This window comes from Neorhizobium petrolearium (assembly GCF_017873175.1).
Taxonomy (GTDB): Bacteria; Pseudomonadota; Alphaproteobacteria; order Rhizobiales; family Rhizobiaceae; genus Neorhizobium; species Neorhizobium petrolearium.
In genome coordinates, this window is the sequence record NZ_JAGGJW010000013.1 from 182054 (window position 1) to 199983 (window position 17930).

6 protein-coding genes are annotated in these 17930 nt (G+C 59.4%); 5 read left to right on the forward strand and 1 reads right to left on the reverse strand.

The features are described from left to right. The first annotated feature begins 142 nt into the window (after positions 1-142). A complete protein-coding gene (locus J2046_RS24000) occupies positions 143-8647 on the forward strand; it encodes a GH36-type glycosyl hydrolase domain-containing protein (RefSeq protein ID WP_210056180.1) in 8505 nt (2834 codons plus the stop codon). Between the two features lie 86 nt (positions 8648-8733). On the opposite strand, the gene J2046_RS24005 is transcribed toward J2046_RS24000, so the two are convergent. Next, positions 8734-10503: a glucan ABC transporter ATP-binding protein/ permease gene (locus J2046_RS24005; RefSeq protein WP_210056182.1), complete on the reverse strand. Its 1770-nt coding sequence runs from the start codon at positions 10501-10503 to the stop codon at positions 8734-8736. Between the two features lie 302 nt (positions 10504-10805). Between J2046_RS24005 and J2046_RS24010 the strand changes: the two genes are divergently transcribed. From J2046_RS24010 to ispG, 4 genes are all read left to right on the forward strand, one after another. Beyond that, a complete protein-coding gene (locus J2046_RS24010) occupies positions 10806-11546 on the forward strand; it encodes a LuxR family transcriptional regulator (RefSeq protein WP_210056184.1) in 741 nt (246 codons plus the stop codon). A 134-nt stretch (positions 11547-11680) separates the two neighbouring features. Continuing rightward, a complete protein-coding gene (gene pyc / locus J2046_RS24015; protein WP_210056186.1) occupies positions 11681-15142 on the forward strand; it encodes a pyruvate carboxylase in 3462 nt (1153 codons plus the stop codon). Positions 15143-15358: 216 nt separating this feature from the next. Then, positions 15359-16549: an MFS transporter gene (locus J2046_RS24020; RefSeq protein ID WP_210056188.1), complete on the forward strand. Its 1191-nt coding sequence runs from the start codon at positions 15359-15361 to the stop codon at positions 16547-16549. A gap of 128 nt (positions 16550-16677) precedes the next feature. Then, positions 16678-17928, forward strand: coding sequence for a flavodoxin-dependent (E)-4-hydroxy-3-methylbut-2-enyl-diphosphate synthase (gene ispG / locus J2046_RS24025; RefSeq protein ID WP_210056190.1), 1251 nt, complete (start codon positions 16678-16680; stop codon positions 17926-17928). Positions 17929-17930: the final 2 nt, after the last annotated feature.

The window sequence follows — 17930 nt, forward strand, 5'->3', positions numbered from 1 at the left end:
TCGAGGCTGCCCTCTATTTCCCTTCTTCGCGGATTTGCGTCAGATAGTCACCATAATCAAAATGATAACTGGCGCTTCTGACGCAGGCCGAGTAAGGCGAGGCCGACAAACCCCCAAGAGTTTTCACCCAGAAGCCGTATCCATGTCCCTTCACAATACGTCTCCAGTTTCCTCACGCGAAACCGAAGCCAGGCAGATAGACCACAACGATTCCATCCGCTCGATTTACTTCAACATCGACGGTTTGAGGGAATGTGGCGAGAAACTCGGGCGGGAGGGCGCATCCGGCCTGCCCGGCTTCGCGGGATTCGATTTCTTTCAACGTCTCAAGGAGAATGAGAAGGAGATATTCCGGGTCTATCGGGCGACCGCTGTCGATGTGGATGCCGGCGCGACAATTACGCCGGCTGCGGAATGGCTGCTCGACAACTACTACATCGTTGAGGAAGCGATTCAGGAAGTCCGCCGCGATTTTCCGCGCAAATTCTACCGCCAGCTTCCGACGATGAGGGTTGCCGGCGAGGAAATGCCGCGTGTTCTGGCGCTTGCCTGGCTGTATGTCGCCCACACGCACAGCAGCTTGTCCCACGACGGGCTCGGGGCGATGGTCGAAGGCTTCCAGCTCAACGAGCCGCTTCAGATCGGCGAGCTGTGGGCGTTGCCCTCTTTCACACGTTTTGTCCTGATCGAGAACCTTCGCCGCATCGCTACGCGCGTCGACCGCTCTCGCAACATGCGCCGTCGCGCGAATGAAGTTGCCGACGAGATTATCCGTCTCAACGACGAGACCGCGAGTGCGGGGTTGCTCAAGGGCGTTGAAGATCTGACAAACGACAACACCTTCACCACTCAGTTTCTCTATCGCTTGCGCAATGCATCTCAGACGTCCGGCTTCGCGATCGCCTGGCTGGAACAGCGACTGGAGCAGGCCGGCACTGATACCGAAGAAGTGATGCTCGCCGAGCAGAATCGCCTTTCGTCCGGCAACGTGACGATGGGTAACATCATCAAGAGCTTGCGCGAGATCGACGATACGGAATGGAGCGTATGGTTCGAGGAAGTCTCGCAGATCGACAGGATCTTCCGCGAGCGCACAGACTATCAAGCTCTCGATTTCGGATCGCGCAACGCTTATCGAAACCGCATCGAACAGGTCGCCCGCCGCTCTCGTAGAAGCGAAGCGGAAGTGGCGGAAGTGGCGATCCGTTTGGCTGAAGAGGCGGCTGCCCAGGAAAATGCCGATCCGCGCGAAACTAATATCGGCGCTTTCGTCGTGGGCCGTCGGCTGAAGGAACTGGAAGCGGCGGTCGGTTACAAACCGCTCTTGGTCCAGCAGATCGTGCGTCTCGTCCGTCGCCTCAACTGGTTCGCCATCGCCGGGCCTGTCATTTTCCTGACGGTATTGGCAATGGCGATCGCCGGCTGGTTCCTCGTGCAGGCGGACATGCCGCTGCCGGTCGTTTTCTTCTTCTTGCTGATGTTTGCGTTGCCGGCTTCCGAAGGTGTGACAGGCCTCTTCAATACACTCGTCACTTACGTGGTACGGCCGGCGCGGCTTGTTGGTTACGAATTCAAGGAAGGCATTCCGGAAGAGGCGAAGACGCTTGTCGTGGTGCCCTGCCTGATTTCGGACCGCGATACGGTCGACGAACTCGTTCGTAACCTTGAAGTCCACTATCTCGCCAATCCGCACGGCGAGATCTATTTCGCGCTCTTGAGCGATTGGCGTGACGGCAAGTTTGAGGAAACGGACGCTGACCTGGAAATTCTCGATTATGCCAAGCGCGAGGTCGCTGCGCTTGCCGCCAAATATGCCCGTGACGGTAAAACACGTTTCTACCTCTTGCACCGTCGCCGCCTTTTCAACCCAAACGAGGGCGCCTGGATGGGGTGGGAGCGCAAGCGCGGCAAGCTGCACGAACTGAACCTTCTGCTCCGCGGCGATCGCGATACCACCTATCTTCCTGGCGCCAACATCGTGCCGGAAGGCATCCAGTATGTCATGACGCTCGATGCCGACACGCGCCTGATGCGCGACGCGGTGACGAAACTCGTCGGCAAGATGCATCATCCAATCAACCGACCAGTGCTCGATCCGAAGTCGAACCGGGTGATCCACGGCTATGGTCTCATGCAGCCACGCGTGACGCCTTCGCTAACGACCGGCAAGGAAGCCTCGGTCTTCCAGCGTGTCTTTTCGGTTGGACGCGGTCTCGATCCTTATGTCTTCACCGTCTCCGATGTCTACCAGGACCTCACCGGCGAGGGTAGCTTCACCGGCAAGGGCCTGTACCATGTCGATGCTTTCGAGGCTTCGCTCAAGGGACGGATCGACGAGAACTCGGTGCTTTCGCACGACCTCCTCGAAGGTTCCTTTGCACGTTGCGCGCTGGTGACTGACGTGGAACTGGTCGAGGACTTCCCGATCCGTTACGAGGTCGAAGTCTCCCGCCAGCATCGCTGGGCCCGTGGCGATTGGCAGCTTCTACCGTATATTCTTGATCCGAAGCGCGGCGTCACGGCGCTTGGCCGCTGGAAGATGATCGATAACCTGCGCCGCTCGCTCACGCCGATTGCCTGGTTCTTCGCTTCCGTACTTGGTTGGTATTTCATGGATCCGCTTGGCGCGCTGATCTGGCAGATCCTGCTGATCTTCTCGCTGTTCGTGGCTCCGACCTTGTCACTGGTTACCGGTCTTCTGCCGCATTCCACGGACATCGTCCCCCGAGCGCATTTCTACTCCGTCTGGTCAGATATCCGCTCCGCCAATGCGCAGGTTGCGCTTCGCGTCGTCTTCATTGCGGATGCCGCCTGCATCATGACGGATGCGATCACCCGCTCTCTCTATCGCCTGTTCTTCAGCCGCAAGCTGATGCTGGAATGGCGCACCGCTGCTTCAATCCAGTCGAGTGCCCAAGGCAGCCCGCAGGAATACTACAAAGCGATGTGGCATGCTCCGGCGATTGCGGTCCTCAGCATCATCCTCTCGGCAATTCCTGGCGACAATGCTTTCCTCGTCGGCATCCCGTTTGCCGTACTCTGGATCTTCTCGCCGCTCGTCGCCTGGTATGTGAGCCAATCGGCGGAAACGGAAGATCGTCTCTTTGTGCCGGAACCGGTGTCGGTTGAGCTGCGCAAGATCGCCCGCCGCACCTGGCGCTACTTCGAAGCGTTCGTCACGCTCGAGCAGAACTATCTGCCGCCGGACAATTTCCAGGAGAAACCGGATCCGATCATCGCCAAGCGCACGTCGCCTACCAATATCGGCGTCTATCTGCTGTCGACGATTTCGGCGCGGAATTTCGGCTGGATCAGTTTTACCGACACGATCGAGCGCATCGAGCAGACTATTTCCAGCATAGAGAGAATGGACAAATTCCGCGGCCATCTCTTCAACTGGTATCACACCGACACGCTGAAACCGCTCGGGCCCCGCTACGTCTCGTCGGTCGACAGCGGCAACCTCGCCGGTCATCTGATTGCAATCTCGTCGGCTTGCCGTATCTGGTCTGAGGCGCCGTCTGCGCACCTCCAGGGCAATCTCGACGGTATCGGCGATGTCGCAGGCATCCTCGCCGAAACTCTGAAGGCACTGCCGGACGACCGCAAAACCGTTCGTCCGCTGCGTCGCCGTCTCGAGGAGCGCATTGCCGGCTTCGGCAATGCGCTTGCCGCCGTCAAGCGTGAGCACGAATTTGCCTCGATTCGCATCATCAATCTGGCGGTCCTCGCGCGCGATATCCAGAAGCTTGCGACCAATCTCGACCATGAAGTGCGTTCAACGCAGAGCGAGGAGGTCACCCGCTGGGCAGCATCGCTTGTCAATATCTGCGAGGTGCATATCGCCGACAGTGTCTTCGACAATGCAAATATCGAATCGTTACGCGAGCGGTTGATCGCCTTGCGGGACCGCACCCGCAATCTTGCCTTCTCGATGGACTTCAGCTTCCTGTTCCGTAAGGAACGCCGGCTGCTGTCGATCGGTTATCGTGTCGAAACCAACGAACTGGACGAAGCCTGCTACGACTTGCTGGCATCTGAATGCCGCCTCACCAGCCTTTTTGCGATCGCCAAGGGCGACATCCCGACCGAACATTGGTATCGCCTCGGCCGCCAGGTCGTGCCGATCGGCGCGCAGGGAGCGCTCGTTTCATGGTCCGGCTCGATGTTCGAATATCTGATGCCGCCGCTCGTCATGCAGGAGCGTCAGGGCGGCATCCTGAACCAGACGAACAATCTGGTGGTCAAGGAGCAGATGAATCACGGCAAGCGCCTCGGAACGCCCTGGGGTATTTCCGAAGCGGCTTTCAATGCCCGCGACCATCAGTTCAACTACCAGTATACGAACTTCGGGGTCCCGACTCTTGGTCTCAAGCGCGGTCTTGGGCAGAATGCCGTGATCGCGCCTTACGCGTCGATCCTTGCCAGCCAATATGATCCCATCGCGGCCGCGGAAAATCTGGAAGAGCTGCGCTCGCTCGGCGCACTCGGCATGTTCGGCTTCCACGATGCGGTCGATTTCACCCCGACCCGGGTGCCGGAAGGCCAGCGTTGCGCAGTGGTCTACAACTACTATGCCCATCATCATGGCATGTCGATCGCAGCGATTGCCAACGTCGTCATGAACGGTCTGTTGCGCGAGCTCTTCCATTCCGATCCGGTGATCGAAGCCGCCGAACTGCTTCTGCAGGAAAAGGCGCCGCGTGACATACCGGTCATGAGCGCCAAGCACGAGGAGACCCCCGGCAAGGGCCAGGGCGAACTGCTGCGCCCGGAAATCCGCACCATCAGCAATCCGGCCTCCAAGGAGCGTGAACTGGTGCTTCTGTCGAATGGCCATTACTCGGTCATGCTCACGGCCACCGGCTCCGGTTATTCCCGCTGGAACGGCATGTCGGTCGCCCGCTGGAAACCCGACCCGACGGAAGACCGCTGGGGGCAGTTCCTGTTCCTGCGCGATACCGCGACCGGTGACTGGTGGTCCGCTACCACCGAGCCGCGACGTGCGGAAGGCGAGCAGACGAAAGTCATCTTCAGCGATGAACGCGCCGAGTTCCACAAGACGATCGGCGATTTGACGAGCACCGTCGAATGTATCGTCGCGACGGAGCACGATGCGGAAGGTCGCCGCCTGACATTGCTCAACATGGGGACCGAGGACCGTTTCATCGAGGTAACCTCCTACCTCGAGCCCGTGCTGGCGGCAGAAGATGACGATAATGCTCACCCGGTCTTCTCGCGCATGTTCGTCCGCACCGAGATCGGCAAGCGTGGCGACGTGATCCGCGCCTGGCGCAACAAGCGCAACCCGAATGATCCGGATATGATCATCGCGCATCTGGCGGCCGACAATGCGGGCTCGGCGCGTCCCACCGAATTCGAAACGGATCGCCGGAAGTTCCTGGGCCGCGGTCGTACGCTTTCGGAGGCTGCCGCATTCGATGACGGTGCGACACTCTCCGGCACCGACGGTTTCACGCTCGACCCCATACTCTCGTTGCGCCGGGTCGTTCGCGTACCAGCCGGCAAGAAGGTGAGCGTCATATTCTGGACGATCGCCGCGCCGAAGCGCGACGAACTCGACCAGGCGATCGAACGCTACCGGCATCCGGATGCGTTTCAGACCGAACTCACCCAGGCCTGGACACGCACGCAGGTACAGATGCGCCATCTCGGCGTGTCGTCCCAGGATGCTGCGGCCTTCCAGCATCTGGCGCGTTATCTCATCTATCCGGACATGCAGCTTCGTGCCGATCAGTCAACGATCCAGGCCGGCATGCAACCGCAGTCGTCGCTCTGGCCGTCCTCCGTCTCGGGTGATTTCCCGATCTTCACGCTGCGCATCAATGACGACAACGACATGGCAGTCGCCAAGGAAGCGATGAGCGCGCAGGAATACTTGCGGTCACGCGGGGTGGTCTCGGACCTCGTGATCTTCAATGAGCGTGCCGCGTCCTATGCGCAGGAAATGCAGCATGCGATCGAATATCTCTCCGAAACCGCCCGCCGGGCCGGTCAGCAGGAAGGCCAGCGTCAGCACGTCTTTTCGCTTCGACGCGACATCATGGAGGAGGAGGGATCGGAGAGTCTGATCGCCGCTTCGCGCGTAGTCCTTCATGCACGCAACGGCAAGATCAGCGACCAGCTTAATCGCGCTGCCTCTATATTTGCGCCGTCGAAGGATCAAGAGATCGAGGTCGATCGCCGTCCGCTGTCGAAGGGCGAGATCTTCCAGGTTCCGGCAGAGATCGGGACAGCCGCCGATCTGGATTTCTGGAACGGCTACGGCGGCTTCTCGAAGGATGGCAGTGAATATGTCGTCCGCCTGCACGGTGGTCAGGCTACGCCTCAGCCGTGGATCAACGTTATCTCCAACGAGAAGTTCGGTTTCCATATCTCGGCGGAAGGAGCAGGCTTCACCTGGGCGCAGAATTCCCGCGACTACCAGTTGACGCCCTGGACTAACGACATGGTCGTCAATCGGCCCGGCGAAGCGTTCTACGTTGCCGACCGGGACAGTGGTGCTATCCTCACGCCATTTGCCGCTCTGTCGCGCAAGCCGGAAGTCAAGTTTGAGGCTCGGCATGGTCTCGGCTATTCGGTCTTCACCTCCGAGGATGATGGCCTGAGGCTGGAACTCATGCAGACGGTCGATCGCACACGTCCGGCGAAGCTGTCGTCGTTCTTCCTGCGCAATATTGGCTCCGAGACCCGTAAGCTGCGAGTTTACGCTTACGCGGAATGGCTGCTCGGTAGTAATCCGGCGCGATCGATTCCTTTCATCCTGTCGAGCCGCGACGAGGAAACAGGAGCGCTCTTCGCGACCAATCCCTACAGTATCGATCATCGCCGTTTCGCCTTCATGGCGATGAAGGAGATGCCGTCCGGCTTCACGGCCAGCCGCCGTGAATTCATCGGCAGGTTCGGTTCGGTGCAGTTGCCAGCGGCGGTTACGTCCGCGTCAGCGCTCAACGGCTCGCTTGATCTCGACGGCGATCCGTGCGCGGCGCTTTGCTGCGATATCGAGCTCGCGCCGGGCGAGGAAAAGAAGCTCACCTTCTTCCTCGGGGACGCGGATACGAAAGAGGATGCACAGGCGCTTGTCGCTGAACTGCGCAGCGAAGAGTTTGATGCGGTTCTCAAGGCAAGTCGCGATTTCTGGAAGGGGTTCACCGGGCGTCTCAAGATATCGACGCCGGATAAGTCGCTCGACAACATGGTCAATCACTGGCTGCCCTATCAGGCATTCGGTTGCCGCATCCTGGCTCGCACGGCCTTCTATCAGGCATCCGGAGCCTTCGGCTTCCGTGATCAATTGCAGGATACGCTGGCCTTCCTGGTGCATGAGCCGTCGCTTGCCCGCCACCAGATCGTCAATGCGGCCTCGCGGCAGTTCAAGGAAGGCGATGTGCAGCACTGGTGGCTGCCAAATTCCGGTGCCGGCGTCCGCACGATGATTTCCGACGATGTGGTCTGGCTGGCTTATGCGGCGCATCAGTATGTCGCGGCGACGGGCGACAAGTCGCTGCTGAACGAAGATCTCGCCTTCCTGGAAGGTCCGCTTCTGGAAAAGCACAAGCACGATGCTTTCTTCAAACCAGAGATTTCGTCCGAGACGGCGAGCCTCTACGAACATGCGGCGAGAGGGCTTGACCTTGCGATCGCCCGCACTGGCGATAATGGCCTGCCGCTGATCCTCGGCGGTGATTGGAACGACGGCATGAACAGAGTTGGGGTCGGCGGCCGTGGCGTGAGTGTCTGGCTTGGCTGGTTCCTTGCATGTGCTCTGCGGAACTTCCTGCCTTATGCGCAGGAGCGGAACGACCGTCAGCGTGTCGAGCAATGGACGGCCCATCTTGAAGGCCTGAGGCAAGCTCTGGAGAAGGCCGGCTGGGACGGTAGCTATTATCGTCGCGGTTATTTCGATGATGGGTCTCCGCTCGGTTCCGGCTCAAGCGATGAATGCCGTATCGATTCACTCGCCCAGTCCTGGAGTGTCCTTTCCGGCGAGGGCGATCCGGATCGTGCCCGCCAAGCCATGAATGCGGTGCTCGACAAGCTGGTCGATGAGGAGGCGGGCATCATCCGCCTCTTCACGCCGCCGTTCCAGGATACCCGCAAGGATCCCGGCTATATCCGCGCATATCCGCCGGGCGTCCGGGAGAATGGCGGCCAGTATACTCATGCGGCAATCTGGGTTGTGCTCGCTTTGGCGGCGCAGAAGCGTGGTGACGATGCCTGGAAGTGCTTCCAGATCCTCAATCCGATCAACCACGCGCTCGACCGCTCCGCAGCAGAGACCTACCGCGTAGAGCCTTACGTGATATCGGCCGATGTCTATGGTCATGGGCCATACACCGGGCGAGGCGGCTGGAGCTGGTATACAGGTTCGGCCGGCTGGCTCTATCGCGCGGCGGTCGAGGGCATTCTTGGCCTTCGGCGCCAAGGAGATAGGCTCTTTGTCGACCCCGTCCTGCCAACCGGCTGGAACGCCTTTACCGCCGAACTTACGATCGACGACGTGGTTCACAAGATCGTGGTTGAAAAAGGCAAGGTGACTGTCGACGGCAAGGCGGTGAACGAAACGGAAGGTTTTCTCTTGGGCACATCCGCTGCCAGGAAATTGTCAGAGCCGGCTCATAGCTAATACCTGCCGGTAAGAATCAACCAAAGAAAACCCGCCGCCATATATATATGGCGGCGGGTTTTCTCTTGGTAGTCGGGAAGATCAGATCAGGCGGGTTGCGCGACTGCTCCGGCCTCATTCCTGGTGTCGTCGTCAGTCAGGATGCCGCTGGCTTTGAGCAGCGAAGCAAAACGCCCGCCACTTTGGCTGAGCTGATCGTAGCTGCCCATCTCGATGATGCGACCATCGTCGAGGAAGATTACCTTGTTGGCATCCCGGATGGTCGACAGCCTGTGAGCAATGATAAAGGTCGTCCGGTCCTTGCGCAGCCGATCGATCGCTGCCTTTACACGAGCCTCGGTTTCCACATCGAGCGCGCTGGTCGCTTCGTCAAGGACCAGGATCGGTGCGTTCTTGAGGATGGCGCGCGCAATCGCGATGCGCTGACGCTCGCCACCGGAAAGACGGTTGCCACGCTCGCCGACAGATGTGTCGTAACCGCTGAGCCGGCTTTCGATGAAGTCGGTTGCGGCGGCAGCCTCGGCCGCCTTGGCAATTTCCTCCTCGGTCGCACCCTCGCGGCCGAGACGGATATTCTCACTGATCGAACGGTTCAGGAGGCCGGCATCCTGAAAGACGGTAGCGATGGATTGACGCAGCGATCTGCGCGTCACGGTGCCGATGTCCGTGCTGTCGATGAGGATCTTGCCCTCTTGAGGATCGTAGACCCGTTGCAGGAGATTGATGAGAGTCGTTTTGCCGGCGCCGGTTGGGCCGACAATCGCAACTGTTTCTCCGGCTTTGGCAATAAAGGAGATGTCATGCACCCCCTGCTTCGTGTTTGAAAAGCCGAAGGAGACATTGCGGAATTCCACTTCGCCCCGCACGGCGTCGAGTTCTCGGGCATCGGCCGGCTCGGCGCGTTCTTCGACCGAATCTTCAAGGGCGAAGAAGTCTTCGAGCTTGGCACGCGCCTCGAAAATCTGGGTGGCAAACTGGCGCAGCAGATCGAGGCGACCGATCAGGAGGTTTGCAAAACCGATAAAGGCCACGACATCGCCAACCCGCAACTCGCCCCGCTGTACCAGGAGAGTTCCTATGACGAGGATAACGCCCATGGATACGGTCGAAGCCGTGCGGTTCAGCGCGCTCGCAAGAGCCCACCAATCGAGCACCGGATATTGAGCGGCGAGCAGATCCTTGGTGTAGCCTCTGAGAGCCTTGGTCTCAGCCTCGATGCGATTGTAGCTATGCAGCACCGAAACATTGCTGATCGAATCGCTCACATGCGAAAAGACTGTGTGATAATGGTTTTCGACGGAAGCTTGTCCTTCCTTCGTGCGGTTCATCACCGTCACGCCGATGATCCAGTAGAGCACGCTCAGGACCAGCAATACGATGCTGAGCCGCCAATCCATCGATATCGCCGTAGGGACGAGGAGGATAAGTGCTACCGCCGTCGCGAGGTGGGTGCGCATGAATTCGAGCCAGAGGCCGAACAGGCTCTCTGCTGCCCGAAGAAGAGTGTGTAGTGCGTTGGACGTACCGCGCTGATGATGCCAGGAGAGCGGCATGGATATGATTCGCCCGAAGGCTTCCGTCAGCAGTGACGCCCTGCGGCCATGGGCAAGCCTGTCCGCCTCGCGGGCGACCAAGACGTAGGCAACAGTGTTGAAGACGCCGAATCCGGCCCAAAGCGTGAGCACCGGCGCCACCGGGCCGCCGGATGAAATGGCATCGATAATCCGGCCGAAGAGAATTGGTTCGGCAATGGTGATGACGGCAAGCACGATGTTTGCGATGACGACCGCAGTTACCCGCCACCGGTTCTTCGCCAGATATTTGAGAGCTCGTGCATAAACCTGGAACAGCGTCAAATGGCGCAACCTCTTGATATGAAGCCGCCATCGCGGCCGGCACTTGAAACTTAACGATCGGAAAAGGCAATTCCGCGACGGAGATAATGTCCTTCTGCCAGAAATGTTTCATAAAGAGCAAGGCTTGGCGTCATCGACGGCCCCGTCGGGTTGCCGGCTTCCCTAACGAAACCGTCAAGGGCTAGATTTCGCGATGTACCTTCAATGAATGATAACTATGCTAATCGATTATGTACGCGGGAATTTATTGAAATTTAACGTAAACCAAAAGACGCCAAGAATGGGCATATCAGGGGGCGGTTTTGAATATTCAACTGATCGTGCAACTCTTGGTACTTGTTGGGGAAGTCAAGACAGAGGCGGAATTAACGGCTGAACTCGAATCTCTGCTGAAGGCTTATGGCTTTGAATATTACAGCCTGCTCGTCCAGCCTCGACCCAATCAGGACCCTGCGCGTGTGGTGCTGGCCAGCCGCTGGCCAGCGGGCTGGCCGGAAATCTATGCTGGCCGCAAATACGTTCTCGTGGATCCGGCGATCCGAATGCTCAGCATCGCGCAGAGGTCCATCCGCTGGCGCGACGCCATCTTCGCGCTCAGGAACGACCCCCATAAGCAGCGCATGCAGCGGATGATGCAGGAAGGGATTCGTTACGGTCTGCAGGATGGCTACATCTTTCCCGTATATGGCCGCAATGGATTGCTTGGCTATATGACTATCGGAGGTCGGCCGGTCGATCTTTCGCCGGCTGAAATGGCACTTTTTGATGCGGCCGCCAAGAAGGTGTTCTGGCGTTTTATGGAGCTGCGCGGCCAGGCCGAAGAGCTAGAAACTGTTGCAAATGTGGATACGCAGCTCACGCGACGCGAAATGGAAGTCATCGGTCTGCTTGCAGATGGCCTGACTTCCAACGAGATTGCCAGGTCGCTCGATATTTCAAGCCATACGGTAGACTGGTACATCAACGGTCTGCAGGAGAAATTGAGAGCCAAGAATCGGCAGCATGTGGTCGCTTCCGCCTTTCGTTTGGGCCTTGTCATCTGAGCGCACCAGCGCCTTGAAGCCATCTGACACAAATTTGACATCCGGCATCCGTTCAAATTGCGCTTGCCTGATTAAGGCGATATGACTTTCTTTGCAGTGCAGCATTTTTCTCGATGGCACGTGGGAGGTCCGTTTTGCCGATTTCGAAAATTCTCGTTGCCAACCGCTCTGAAATTGCCATCCGCGTCTTCCGGGCCGCCAATGAGTTGGGCATCAAAACGGTTGCGATCTGGGCGGAGGAGGACAAGCTCTCGCTGCATCGCTTCAAGGCTGATGAAAGTTACCAGGTCGGCCGCGGCCCACATCTTGACCGGGATCTGGGGCCAATCGAGAGCTACCTATCGATTCCGGAGATTATCCGCGTCGCGAAGCTTTCCGGTGCCGATGCCATTCACCCAGGTTATGGCCTGCTGTCCGAAAGCCCCGAATTCGTCGAGGCCTGCAATGCTGCGGGCATCACGTTCATAGGGCCAACCGCCGAGACTATGCGGCAGCTCGGCAACAAGGTTGCCGCCCGCAATCTTGCGATTTCCGTTGGCGTGCCGGTGGTTCCGGCAACCGAGCCGCTGCCCGACGACATGGCCGAAGTGGCGAAGATGGCCGCGCAGATCGGCTATCCGGTGATGCTGAAGGCGTCCTGGGGTGGTGGCGGGCGCGGCATGCGCGTCATCCGCTCCGAAGCGGATCTCGCCAAGGAAGTAACGGAGGCCAAGCGCGAAGCCAAGGCCGCCTTCGGCAAGGATGAGGTCTATCTCGAAAAACTCGTCGAACATGCCCGCCATGTCGAGAGCCAGATACTAGGCGATACGCATGGCAATGCCGTGCATCTCTTCGAGCGTGACTGTTCGATCCAGCGCCGTAATCAGAAGGTCGTGGAGCGGGCTCCGGCGCCTTATCTCACGGATGCTCAGCGCAGGGAGCTGGCAGATTATTCGCTGAAGATTGCCAGGGCGACGAATTACATCGGCGCCGGCACGGTTGAGTATCTGATGGATGCCGATACCGGCAAATTCTACTTCATCGAAGTGAATCCCCGCATCCAGGTGGAGCACACGGTGACTGAGGTCGTCACCGGCATAGATATCGTCAAGGCCCAGATCCACATCCTCGAAGGGGCGGCGATCGGCACGCCTGAATCGGGTGTTCCGCCACAAGCAAACATCCGTCTCAATGGCCATGCGCTGCAATGCCGTATCACCACGGAGGATCCGGAGCACAACTTCATCCCGGATTACGGCCGCATCACCGCCTATCGCTCGGCGGCCGGTTTCGGCATTCGCCTCGATGGCGGCACGGCCTATTCCGGTGCGATCATCACCCGCTACTATGATCCGCTGCTCGTCAAGGTGACAGCGTGGGGCGCTTCGCCCGGAGAGGCGATCAGCCGTATGGATCGGGCGCTCCGCGAATTCCGTATCCGTGGGGTCGCGACCAATCTGACCTTCCTCGAAGCGATCATCGGTCATCCGAAGTTCCGCGACAATTCCTATACGACACGCTTCATCGACACGACGCCGGAACTCTTCGAGCAGGTGAAGCGGGCCGATCGCGCCACCAAACTGCTCACCTATCTCGCCGATGTCACCGTCAACGGCCACCCCGAGACCAAGGGCCGGCCAATGCCTTCCGAGCAGGTAGCAAAGCCAATCGTGCCTTACATAAACGGGCCTGTTCCCGACGGAACCAAGCAGCTTCTCGACAATCTCGGCCCGAAGAAATTCGCAGAATGGATGCGCAATGAAAAGCGCGCGCTTGTGACGGACACAACCATGCGTGACGGGCACCAGTCGCTGCTTGCCACCCGCATGCGGACCTATGACATTGCGCATATTGCAGGTGTCTATGCGCGAGCGCTGCCGAACCTCTTTTCGCTGGAATGCTGGGGCGGTGCGACCTTCGATGTTTCCATGCGCTTCCTGACGGAAGATCCATGGGAGCGTCTGGCGCTCATACGCGAGGGAGCGCCGAACCTGTTGCTGCAGATGCTGCTACGTGGGGCCAACGGCGTCGGCTACAAGAACTATCCGGACAATGTCGTGAAATATTTCGTCCGGCAGGCGGCGAAGGGCGGAATCGATCTCTTCCGCGTCTTTGACTGCCTCAACTGGGTCGAGAACATGCGCGTTTCCATGGACGCGGTCCAGGAAGAGAGCAAGCTGTGCGAGGCGGCGATCTGCTATACCGGGGACCTCCTGAACTCTGCGCGCCCGAAATACGATCTCAAGTATTATGTCGCGCTGGCTGAGGAACTGGAGAAGGCCGGTGCACATATCATCGCGCTCAAGGACATGGCTGGTCTCCTGAAACCCGCTGCGGCACGCGTGCTCTTCAAAGCGTTGCGCGAGGCGACATCTCTGCCGATCCATTTCCATACGCATGACACGTCCGGCATATCGGCGGCGACGGTTCTTGCCGCAGTGGAGGCAGGCGTCGATGCGGTCGATGCGGCCATGGATGCCTTGTCCGGAAATACGTCGCAGCCCTGCCTCGGCTCGATCGTCGAGGCGCTCGCCGGGTCCGAGCGCGATCCGGGTCTTGATCCGGAATGGATTCGCCGCATCTCCTTCTATTGGGAAGCGGTGCGCGCCCAGTATGCCGCCTTCGAGAGCGACCTCAAGGGGCCGGCTTCCGAAGTCTATCTGCACGAGATGCCGGGTGGCCAGTTTACCAATCTCAAGGAACAGGCCCGTTCGCTCGGCCTCGACACCAAGTGGCATAGGGTGGCGCAGGCATACGCGGACGCCAACCGGATGTTCGGCGATATCGTCAAGGTAACGCCGTCTTCCAAGGTGGTAGGCGACATGGCGCTGATGATGGTCAGCCAGGACCTCACTGTTGCCGATGTCGAGAACCCGGACAGGGATATAGCCTTCCCGGACTCGGTCGTCTCGATGCTGAAGGGTGACCTCGGTCAGCCGCCGGGCGGTTGGCCGAAGGCATTGCAGAAGAAGGCGCTCAAGGGTGAGAAGCCCTATACGGTGCGGCCGGGCTCTCTGCTGCCGGACGCCGATCTTGATGTCGAGCGCAAGACGATCGAGGATAAGCTCGGACGCGAAATTGATGATTTCGAGTTCTCATCCTATCTCATGTATCCCAAGGTCTTCACCGACTTCGCCATGGCGGTTGAGACATACGGCCCCGTCTCGGTTCTGCCGACGCCCGCCTACTTTTATGGTCTGAAGGACGGAGAGGAACTGTTCGCGGATATTGAAAGGGGCAAGACACTGGTCGTCGTCAATCAGGCAATCAGCCAGACCGACGCACAGGGCATGGTGACGGTGTTCTTCGAACTCAACGGGCAACCGCGCCGCATCAAGGTGCCGGACCGGGCGCATGGTGCCTCAGGGGCCGCGGTTCGTCGCAAGGCCGAGGTCGGCAATGCCACCCATCTCGGTGCGCCCATGCCGGGTGTACTCTCCCGCGTCTTCGTGTCGGCCGGTCAGGCTGTGAAGGCGGGCGATGTTTTGCTTTCCATCGAAGCAATGAAGATGGAAACCGCCTTGCATGCGGAAAAGGACGGCACAATCGCCGAGGTGCTGGTAAAGGCCGGCGACCAGATCGACGCCAAGGACCTCCTGATCGTCTACGGCGGCTGATTTTCACCGACGCTATTTCTTGGGGTCTATTTGATGTCGGAGGCGTCGTTCTTCGGAATGGCGTTTCCGCCTTTTACCGGCGCTGCCAACCCGAGGACCCTTTTTGGATCGTCGCGGGTTTCGTTCGCACATAATTTGTGAAACACAGGCCGGCGTTGCGCCGTTGCAATTTCAATCGATTTAAATATGGTCGCGGCAGCCAAAAGGATTGGACATATGGATACCCGCGCACCTCTTCGCTCTCCTATTCGGTCTCAAAAATTCGTCACCCGCGAAAGAACTGGAGTCGCACTGCTGTTCCTGATGAATGGCTTCATGGTTGGCGCATGGGCTCCGAAAATTCCCGAATTTGCTGCGCGTCTCGGTCTAAGTGAAAGCGCTCTCGGCCTGATGATCCTGACTTTCGGAATCGGCTCGATCGTTATGATGCCGCTCGCCGGCAGTCAGATCGCTCGCTTCGGATCAAGCCAGGTTTCGAAATGGGCAGCGGTGCTCCTGACGCCAACGCTGCTGTTGCTGACCTGGGTCGGCAGCATCTGGACCGGTGCTGTCGCCGTCTTCCTGTTTGGTGGTTTGATAGGCGCGATGGATGTCGCGATGAATGCCAATGCCGTCGCCGTCGAGAAACATATGCGGCGGGCCATCATGTCCTCCTGCCATGCCTTCTGGAGCCTCGGCGGGCTGATCGGCTCCTCAACCGGCGGCTTCTTCATCGAGTACATCGGCGTGTCGGCTCACGCGATCCTCGTTACTCTTCTGGCTGCGTTGATGATCGTAGTCGCATGGCGGGTGGTGCTTCACGATGCGCCGCATCCCGATGAACACAGGCATGGTGGCAGCCGGCTGCCGCGGTCACCTCTGCCCTGGCTGATCGGCATCATGGCGTTGTTCTGCATGATTCCGGAGGGTGCAATCCTGGATTGGGGCGCACTTTATCTGCGGAACGAACTGGCGGCCTCCGTCACGCTTTCAGGTTTCGCCTTCGCAGCCTTCTCGCTGACCATGGCGCTGATGCGATTTGCCGGCGACGTAATCCGCGACCGCTTCGGCGCTGTCATGACGCTGCGCGTCTGCGCCGTTATCTCCATCCTCGGTCTGCTGGTGATCGGCTTCGCACAAAGCACTCCAATGGCGATCGCCGGGTTTGCGCTCACCGGCATCGGAATCTCCAACATCGTGCCCATCGCCTTTTCCGCTGCCGGCAACCTGCCGGGCATGGCCGCTGGTGTCGGCCTCTCAGTCGTGACGACCATGGGATATTCAGGAATCCTTGTGGCGCCGTCGGCGATCGGATTCATCGCCGAGCATACCGGTCTAGCCGTAATCTTCGTCGGTCTCTCTGCGTTGATCGTCGTGGTCCTGCTGCTGTCGCCGCTTGCCCGGCATGCGGACAATGCGCATCACTGAAGGCAGGATGCCGGGAGGTTGGCCAAGCCAGGCTGCACGAGATAAAGTGAGTGCTGTGCCGGTTGACAAGCCGCAAGCCATACGCCACCTGAAAGGCGCTCCAACTGCTAAAGGCGACGAGAAGCTCCATGTCATCACCCGTCGATTATGATCCGAAGCCGCGCCGCGCCACCGTTGCCGTCGATGTCGGTGGCGTCATCGTTGGCGGCGGGGCGCCGGTCGTAGTCCAATCCATGACCAATACGGATACGGCAGATGTGGATGCGACGGTGGCGCAGGTCGCTGCGCTTTACAGGGCAGGTTCCGAAATTGTCCGCATCACCGTTGACCGTGACGAAAGCGCCGCTGCCGTGCCAAAGATCCGCGAGCGGCTGTTGCGTCTCGGGATGGATGTGCCGCTGGTCGGCGACTTCCACTATATCGGCCACAAGCTGCTTGCCGATCATCCGGCCTGCGCCGAGGCGCTTGCCAAATACCGCATCAATCCGGGAAATGTCGGCTTCAAGGACAAGAAGGACAAGCAGTTCGGCGACATCGTCGAGATGGCGATCCGCCACGACAAGCCGGTGCGGATCGGCGTCAATTGGGGCTCGCTCGACCAGGATCTCCTGACCACGCTGATGGACCGCAATGCGGCAGAAGGTTCACCGCTCTCGGCCCGTCAGGTCATGCACGAGGCGATCGTCCAATCGGCGCTGATCTCCGCCGAACTTGCCGAACAGATCGGTCTGCCGCGTAACCGTATCATCCTGTCGGCCAAGGTCAGTCAGGTGCAGGATCTGATCGCGGTCTATTCCATGCTTGCCGAGCGCTCCAATCACGCGCTGCATCTCGGCCTTACCGAAGCCGGCATGGGCTCGAAGGGCATCGTCGCATCGTCTGCTGCCATGGGTTATGTCCTGCAGCAGGGGATTGGCGACACGATCCGCGTCTCGCTGACGCCGGAGCCAAACGGCGACCGCACTCGCGAAGTCCAGGTGGCGCAGGAGCTCCTGCAGGTCATGGGTTTCCGGCAGTTCGTGCCGGTCGTTGCGGCCTGTCCGGGCTGCGGCCGCACCACGTCGACGGTCTTCCAGGAGCTCGCCCAGAACATTCAGAATGACATCCGCAAGAACATGCCGGTCTGGCGTGAGAAGTATCCGGGTGTCGAGGCGCTTAACGTCGCTGTCATGGGATGCATCGTCAATGGTCCCGGCGAGAGCAAGCACGCGGATATCGGCATTTCGCTGCCGGGCACGGGGGAAACGCCGGCCGCGCCCGTCTTCATCGACGGAAAGAAAGCGATGACGCTGCGCGGACCGAACATCGCAGCCGATTTCGAAAAGCTCGTCATCGACTATATCGAGAACCGTTTCGGCCAGAAGACGGCCGCTGAATAAAG

What these genes read in the sequence shown, in the direction of transcription:
- J2046_RS24000 (WP_210056180.1), top strand. Translation starts at nt 143, where the DNA reads ATGTCCCTTCACAATACGTCTCCAGTTTCCTCACGCGAAACCGAAGCC.
- J2046_RS24020 (WP_210056188.1), top strand. Translation starts at nt 15,359, where the DNA reads ATGGATACCCGCGCACCTCTTCGCTCTCCTATTCGGTCTCAAAAATTC.
- ispG (WP_210056190.1), top strand. Translation starts at nt 16,678, where the DNA reads ATGTCATCACCCGTCGATTATGATCCGAAGCCGCGCCGCGCCACCGTT.